At 59.3% G+C, this 6785-nt stretch carries 7 protein-coding genes and 1 pseudogene; 3 read left to right on the top strand and 5 right to left on the bottom strand.

Translation table 11 applies throughout. The features are described from left to right. Window positions 1-305 (bottom strand): annotated as a pseudogene (locus QMC91_RS03080) (transposase); the annotation flags it as partial. Between the two features lie 255 nt (window positions 306-560). On the opposite strand from QMC91_RS03080, the gene QMC91_RS03075 reads away from it, so the two are divergent. Beyond that, a complete protein-coding gene (locus tag QMC91_RS03075) occupies window positions 561-1520 on the top strand; it encodes a Bcr/CflA family efflux MFS transporter (RefSeq protein ID WP_300235174.1) in 960 nt (319 codons plus the stop codon). Between the two features lie 118 nt (window positions 1521-1638). On the opposite strand, the gene QMC91_RS03070 is transcribed toward QMC91_RS03075, so the two are convergent. The 4 genes from QMC91_RS03070 to QMC91_RS03055 all read right to left on the bottom strand — a co-directional run bounded on the left by QMC91_RS03070 (window position 1639) and on the right by QMC91_RS03055 (window position 5062). After that, window positions 1639-2088: a fasciclin domain-containing protein gene (locus QMC91_RS03070; RefSeq protein WP_300235171.1), complete on the bottom strand. Its 450-nt coding sequence runs from the start codon at window positions 2086-2088 to the stop codon at window positions 1639-1641. A gap of 484 nt (window positions 2089-2572) precedes the next feature. Continuing rightward, complete coding sequence (locus QMC91_RS03065) at window positions 2573-3142, bottom strand: DUF447 domain-containing protein (protein WP_300235193.1); 570 nt, start codon at window positions 3140-3142, stop codon at window positions 2573-2575. Further along, on the bottom strand, window positions 3130-3954 hold the full coding sequence (locus tag QMC91_RS03060) for a triphosphoribosyl-dephospho-CoA synthase (protein ID WP_300235168.1): 825 nt from the start codon (window positions 3952-3954) through the stop codon (window positions 3130-3132). The genes QMC91_RS03065 and QMC91_RS03060 overlap by 13 nt, the downstream gene beginning before the upstream one ends. Further along, window positions 3923-5062 carry a methanogenesis marker 9 domain-containing protein gene (locus QMC91_RS03055; protein WP_300235165.1) on the bottom strand — a complete coding sequence of 380 codons (1140 nt, stop codon included), beginning with the start codon at window positions 5060-5062 and terminating at the stop codon, window positions 3923-3925. Before QMC91_RS03055 ends, QMC91_RS03060 begins: the two co-directional genes overlap by 32 nt. Window positions 5063-5216: 154 nt before the next feature. Here QMC91_RS03055 and cfbA point away from each other — a divergent pair, with 154 nt between their 5' ends. Beyond that, complete coding sequence (cfbA, locus tag QMC91_RS03050) at window positions 5217-5624, top strand: sirohydrochlorin nickelochelatase (protein ID WP_300235162.1); 408 nt, start codon at window positions 5217-5219, stop codon at window positions 5622-5624. A gap of 6 nt (window positions 5625-5630) precedes the next feature. Next, window positions 5631-6785, top strand: coding sequence for a coenzyme F430 synthase (cfbE, locus tag QMC91_RS03045; RefSeq protein ID WP_300235159.1), 1155 nt, complete (start codon window positions 5631-5633; stop codon window positions 6783-6785).

Here is a 6785-nt window from a genome sequence, read left to right as displayed (position 1 = left end):
ACAAACTGGTCTTCGTTGATACTGCTGATAAACCGATAGACCGTGTCGGCTGAAGGAATATGGACGATGTTTGCAAACCGACGTAGTTCCGCCCGGTTCCGAAGTTCGTCCACCATGTAGGTGATATCCACGGAGAAGAAGAGTGCCATGAGCATCAGTCTTAGTATGGAACCTGTATTCGCGACCGGCGTTAGTCCGGCTTTTGCCATCTCTTGCCTGGCCCGGCGGGAGGTCGTCACCGAAAGAACACGTTCTAGTAGTAACCACTTTTTGTCTTCAGGATCTATTATTAGTGGAGACTTCATTCTCCTATCACTAAAAGAAGGGTTCTCCTTCTAGTACGATCAATTTTACGGTTTTAATCTGCCGGAATCAGAGATCGGGCTTAATGGTGAGTGTACTTTTGCAAGGGGAGCGATCTTTGCCCCTCAGAGCGCGAATCCAACGGTAAAATAAGGCTGGAGATCCTGATGGCTTTGGAGGGGGCTAATATTCCTTATCGCGTTACTCTCTGCGTTCTTTCCGCTCTCAACCGATCTCTACCTTCCCCCCTGCCAGGGATGGCAGATCTCTTTGGCGTCCCCGCCAGCCTGACGAACCTGACCCTGATCCTCTTCTTCCTCTTCTTCAGCCTCGGCCTCCTCTTCTGGGGACCCTTCTCTGACATGTACGGTCGTCGTCCGGTCCTCCTTCTCGGGCTTGTGGTTTACATCATAGCAAGTTTTGGGTGCGCCGCATCGTGGGGCATCTGGCCTCTGATCGTGTTCCGGATCCTCCAGGCTGCGGGAGGTAGCGCCGCGTCCGCGGTCTCGATGGCGATGGTCAAGGATCTCTACGAAGGGAGGAGACAGGAGTCTGTGCTCGCTATCGTCCAGTCGATGGTCGTCATAACCCCGGCGGTCGCTCCGATTCTCGGGGCATCCATGCTCCCCTACACCTCATGGCGCGGTCTCTTTCTGACGCTCGCCTTCATCGGTGTTGTACCGTTCATTGGCGGCCGGTTGCTCGAGGAGACTGCCCCATCGCGATCGACCGGTAGCGTGACAGAGGCGGTACGCAGACTTGGGGTTGTTCTCTCGAACCCGCGGTTCACATACCTTCGTGTTATCTTCTCGCTTGTAAGCACAGCATCGCTTGCTTTTGTCCTGGCGTCGTCCTATATCTATCCGGAGGGCTTCGGGCTCTCTGAACAGTGGTACAGTCTCTACTTCGCCCTGAACGCCGTTGCTCTAATATGGGGGCCGTTCCTCTACCTCTGGCTCACAAGGCGCGTGAGCCGCAGGAAGATCGTCGCTGCCGGGTTTGCCGTCATGGCGGTCAGCGGTCTGCTTGTCTGCCTCTTCGGGGTTGCGGGGCCACTGAGATTTGCACTTGCCCTCTTGCCCGCCTCTCTCATGGGGAGTTCGGTGCGGCCGGAGGGTGCGTTCCTGATGCTCGATCAGCAGAGGGAGGACACCGGTTCCGCATCCGCCCTTATCAACAGCGCTGGCCTGGTTCTGGTCTTCCTTGCAGGAAAGTAACCTGGTTTGGGGTCTCGGGGTGATCAATGTGGCGGTTGGGGTGGTCTGTCTTGCAACCCGGACGATGTTCGGAAAACGAGGGTTGGTCAGAGACTGAAATATGGGGGTCGGTCGGTGCTCAATCACCGCTCCCGACGCTCTGCTGCTTCAACCGTGCCTCTACGGCGCGCGGCAGGAGAACGCGGTCGATGACATGGTATATACCGTTTGTGCACTCGATGTCGGGCTTTATGATGGTGGCCCCATTCAGCCGTATTCCAGGAGGCGTCCCGGAGATCCCCAGGTGCTCGCCTTCCAGCGTCCTGATCGCCTCCATCCCCGCCAGTTCGTATGTTGTGAGTTTGCCCTGCAGGACGTGGAACCTGACCAGGCTTGCAAGACGCGGAGGGTCAGCCCTGACAGCGTCCAGCAACTCTTTTGAAAAGACGGAATACGCATCGTTCGTCGGGAACAACGCGGTGTACTCCCCCGGCCCAAGGAGTATCCTCTCCATCCCCCCTGCCCGCAGCATCTCAACGGAGATGCTCAACTGCTCATCCTCGACTGCAGTCTCAACGATACTCTTCATGGATAACCCTGAGTCACCGTGAGGACATATATACCTTCAGTAATGCAAAAACCTGCTAGGTCTTCCCGGGAGTAATCACTAGAACGAGACCGAGCGAGGTGGAGGGACAGAGGCTTATGACCTGTGACACGATCTCCGGCGATAGCCAGGTGCTCTCGCAATATGGAAAATAGGATATCCAGGGCCGCTAAGACGTGCGGGGGGCAAAGGTGCACGAGGAAGAGGATAAAATTTAAGGGGAGTTTCCTCGCCGGGAACACGGGTGAAGAGATCTCCGCCCTGGCAGTGTATCGATGGAGAATCGCCCCTCAAATGTGGGGCTGGCGGGAGGGGGATGGAACATCCTCGCCTCTGTCTCGACATGCTCCGGAACAGTATCTTTCGTGCAGGACACCCACCCCTGACACCGTACCTATAAAGAAATCGCTCTGGTTCTGGAGCCTGGAAAGAACGATTGCCCCGGAGTTTTACAGGGAAGAATCTCTCACTTCCCCGTCTTCCCGGTGATATAGTCTTCAAGCAGCCTGAGCGCTTCGTGCTCCCTCTCACCGCCGCACCTCCGGGCAAGGGCGGCGTGGTGCTCGATCAGCCGCAAGAGCCAGACGTCCTTCGTCCTGACGTAACGTGTTGCATGGACGGTGGCCTCAATAATACTTGAAAACCCGCGGTTCACAGGATGCAGCCGGAGTTCTAGAACCTCCTCCTTAACCGGTGTGAGCCGGACAACAAGTGCCTCGGTGTTCGACCGCTCCACCTCGGCGGTGAACGCAACCCAGGCCTCCAGATCGCGAAGACGGCAGAAGAGATCTCCCTCCACCTTCTCGATGACAAAATCATCGTCCGGGAGGTCGTCAAACGCCGTCCGGACGTAGATCACCGGGTCAAAGACGAAGTTTGCCACCACCCGTCTGTCCCGGGCGACGTTCCGGGCGGTATGGCTACCACGGAAGAGGACCATGTGCATCGAACCGCCACGGTTGATGATCCCTATGGGCGCAGCGTTACGGCAGGTGGTCGCGATCACCTCGTTTATTCCCTCGCTCAGCAGTCCCACTGCCATCCCTCCCCCAGGGCCACGTAGATCCCGGCTATGGTGATATCAGCGATCGACCCCGGGTTGATCCCGGCAGAGACACAGTCGACGTCAAAAGTGACCAGATCGCGTCTGCCAGCAAGCACCTCGGCCGCCTGCCGCATAGTCCTCTCTGCAACAGCCATCCCGTGTTTCTTCGCGATGAAAGTATCCGGCTCCGATGCCAGAATGTCCATGAACGCCGCCACGATCGCCCCCCTCCCACAACCGTGGGCGTGGAGCAGGTCGGCACACCGGCGTGTCAGCGCAAACCCGTTCGTCCACTCCCGGGCAACCATATCCCGCGGTGCCGAGTAGGCCATGACGTCAGCAAGGGTCATCCCCCTCTCCCGTATGGCGGCGACCGAGGCCGGATCGTTCACATCCAGTTCATCGCTCTTCAACACCCTGACACTCGTGAGAGCAAACGCCGCGTAAAAATCGACAGCGTCCTGAACATCCGTCCCGGCAATTACCCGTCTTGTACCCTTGATATCCCCGCCGAGAACCAGAGGGACGAGGAGTATGAACGCACCGAAATGTGTGTTCCCTCCCGAGTGACCGTTCGTCCGCATAACCGCATCGTGGATCAGCCTCCCGACGCGGCCGCCGTTCCTCTCTGCCTCATCAAAGACCGGACGGGCCATGATGGCTGAGGCCAGGAAGTGTTCAAGCCGGGTATCCGGGTAGTCATGGCAGCGGTCGACGTTACCGGGTTTCGGGTAGGCGCAGACCTCGAGCATCATCGCCATCTGCGCGCGTTCAGCCCGACTCATCACCAGATTCTGCTTCATCGAATATCCTTTGCATGATCGTCTCCGAGAGACGGCGCTTGCAGCGCATGTAGTCCTGCGGAGAAAGGTTCATACTCTCCAGGGTCATGTTCCGGAACATGCAGGGAGAACTGATCTTGCAGCACCATGCAAGACTCCCAAAACAGGTTGTCGCCCCGCCCTCAAGAGGCGTTCCCTTCACGGCCTCCTGTTTAAGGTTAAGGTAGTCCTCCGGGGAAAGCCCAACCTTCCGGAGGGTCGGGATGAGCGGACAGGGTTTCACCGGCATGCAACAGAAGGTAAGCCCTCTGATATCCCCGCCCCGGCAGATCTGTTTCGGGGCGTTGTACCAGCCCCCCTCCTCGGCCGCCCGGGTGATCGCGGCATCCAGACCCGCAAGCGTCCAGGGATCAGACTTCCGGGCAACAGAGACCATATCCGCACCGTGGGAGAAGGCATCCATCGCCCGCTCGAAGGTGGTCATGGAGTTGTTTGCGATAAGCGTCAGTGGGGAGGCGTTTCTGATCTGGCGGACTTTCGAGTGCTCGAAGTCCATCAGATCAACGTGTATTATATCCGCCCCTGCCTTCCATATGCTGCGGGCAAGTGCGGCATCGTCCGCAGCGACGCCCGCCCTCATCTTCACCGAGACCGTGACGTCCTCAGCCTTCAGGGCGCGGATGATCTCAAGCAGTTTTGCCCGGTGCTCAAGAAGATACTCGCCGCAACCGGCCTCAATCATCGGTTCTTGCCGGCAATGGGCATCGATCTCATAGATCACACCGTCCTCAAACGCCCCGGCAACCCGGGCGTATGACTCTGGGCTGCTCCCGCGGAGGTTGATCCCGACGACAACGTCGCTACTCCGGAGAGCGGAGATCTCGCGACCCAGCGCTTCAATGGGGTCATCATATAGAAACTCTTTTCGGCCGGCATCGGCCATCTGCCGGCTTGCCTCCATCGTTGGGCGGTCGATCGAATAACCGCCGATGAAAGCCGCGCCAACATGCTCCGCCCGCTCAAGAACGTAGGCTGCATCCACGATCCCGGCCATGGAGGCTATTGCTACAGGGGTCTTGACGATCCGATCGTTTATGGTTAGTTCAAAACGATCATAAGCTTCTCTCATACCTTTCCATCCGTTGGTGGTGATAGAGGATATTGATTTGCGTTGCGTCACAGGAAGGGCGTCTTCAACCCGGGATGCGGGCGGGCAGCGGGAAAACCCTGTGTAAGAAGGATCAGTAATTATTTTAATTGAGTATCGTAGTACCTTTTAATATATGGCTAAAAAGGGCATGCTACTGGTCGGCCACGGGAGCAAACTCCCATACAACAAGGACCTCGTAGAGACCACCGCAAAACTCATCGCCATGAAGACGGACGAGTACATCGTCAGGACCGGGTTCATGAGCCTTAACACCCCAACGGTGCAGGAACAACTTGAGGCGTTCCGGAAGGAGGATATCGAGATGCTGGTCGTCGTCCCACTCTTCCTTGCAAGGGGCGTCCACATCGAGAAGGACATCCCCGAGATCCTGGGGCTGCCTGAGGGTGCCCGGGTCGGCACCTTTCATATGAACGGAAAGAACGTCCCCCTGGTCTACGCCAGCCCCATAGGGAGCGACCCTCTGCTGGCCGAGCTGATGCTGAAGAACGCAGCCGAGGCAATAGCCGAACTGGAACGCTGACCCGGAATGCGCATCTTGGTGCTGGACACCATCCACGGCGGGGCTGACCTTGCCGTGGCGCTCCGGGATGCCGGTCACCAGGTGGATGAGGTGGACGTCTACCGAAGAGAGACCGGTATTCCTGTAGAGGAGGCGCTCGTCCGTACATACGACCTTGTCACTGCGCCGGTCCACCTCGACCCTGATCACCCGCTCCTCCAGAAGCACGGCCCCGCGCTCTCGCACCACGAGGTTGTGGAACTTCTCATCGCAGGCGGGGCGGGGCGGCCGTTCATTGAGATCACCGGAGCTAGGGGGAAGACCACCACCGCCCACGCCATCGCCGCGCTGATGCCCGGGCCGGGCGTGCTGCACACCTCGAGCGGCACCTACCGCTACCCCGAACGGGAGCTCCTCTGGAAGAAGAGCATCACCCCGGCCTCCCTGATACCGGCGGCACGCGAGGCGGAGCGGATCGGCGGCTGGCTGGTCGCCGAAGAGTCGCTCGGGGTCACCGGTGCCGGGGATCTGGCTGTCCTGACATCTGTGGAGGATTATCCCATCGCGGCGGGGAAGAGGCGGGCCCTTGCTGCGAAACTCCGGTTGCTTGCCCGTGCACCGAGGGTCGTGCTCCCCCAGGGGCTTGACCTCCCCGGCTGCGTACCTGCCGGGAAGGTGGCCTCTGTCGAGGGGGAGACCTGCCACTACTCGGGTTACGGGATCGCCGGGTCGTTTCGAAACCCGCTCTTGGGCCTTGTAGGCTACCGGATGGCTCTCTCCCTTGCGACCGCGGCCGCCTGCGTGCTCGGAGTCGATCCCTCGCCCCTCGGACGGTTCTCCGCCCTCCCTGGAAGGATGGCCGCCCACCGGGATGGAGGTCTCCTGATCGTCGACAACGCAAACAGCGGCACGAACATGGCGACCACGGTTGAGGCCGCCCGCTACGCAAGGGACATCGTCGGCGACGCCCCACTGACCCTCGTTATCGGGGAGGAGGCTCACGCCGTCTGTGAGGGTTTCCCTGCAACCGAGATCAGCCGGACGGTTGCGGCCGTCCGCCCCAACGCAACCGTGTACGTTGGGGAGGGAGAGAAAGCGGCAACGCTTGAGGCAGGGCTTGCCGCCGCCCGTGAGATCACGCCGGTGGGTGCGATAGTGCTCGCGGTAAAGACCTGGAGATAA

It is taken from the genome of Methanoculleus sp. (assembly GCF_030019085.1).
Lineage (GTDB): Archaea > Halobacteriota > Methanomicrobia > Methanomicrobiales > Methanoculleaceae > Methanoculleus.
This window is presented reverse-complemented; position numbering and strand designations above follow the sequence as displayed.

Coding starts and splice junctions, on each gene's coding strand:
- QMC91_RS03075 (WP_300235174.1), top strand. CDS start 561: ATGGCAGATCTCTTTGGCGTCCCCGCCAGCCTGACGAACCTGACCCTG.
- QMC91_RS03070 (WP_300235171.1), bottom strand. CDS start 2,088: ATGAAGAGTATCGTTGAGACTGCAGTCGAGGATGAGCAGTTGAGCATC.
- QMC91_RS03060 (WP_300235168.1), bottom strand. CDS start 3,954: ATGAAGCAGAATCTGGTGATGAGTCGGGCTGAACGCGCGCAGATGGCG.
- QMC91_RS03055 (WP_300235165.1), bottom strand. CDS start 5,062: ATGAGAGAAGCTTATGATCGTTTTGAACTAACCATAAACGATCGGATC.
- cfbA (WP_300235162.1), top strand. CDS start 5,217: ATGGCTAAAAAGGGCATGCTACTGGTCGGCCACGGGAGCAAACTCCCA.
- cfbE (WP_300235159.1), top strand. CDS start 5,631: ATGCGCATCTTGGTGCTGGACACCATCCACGGCGGGGCTGACCTTGCC.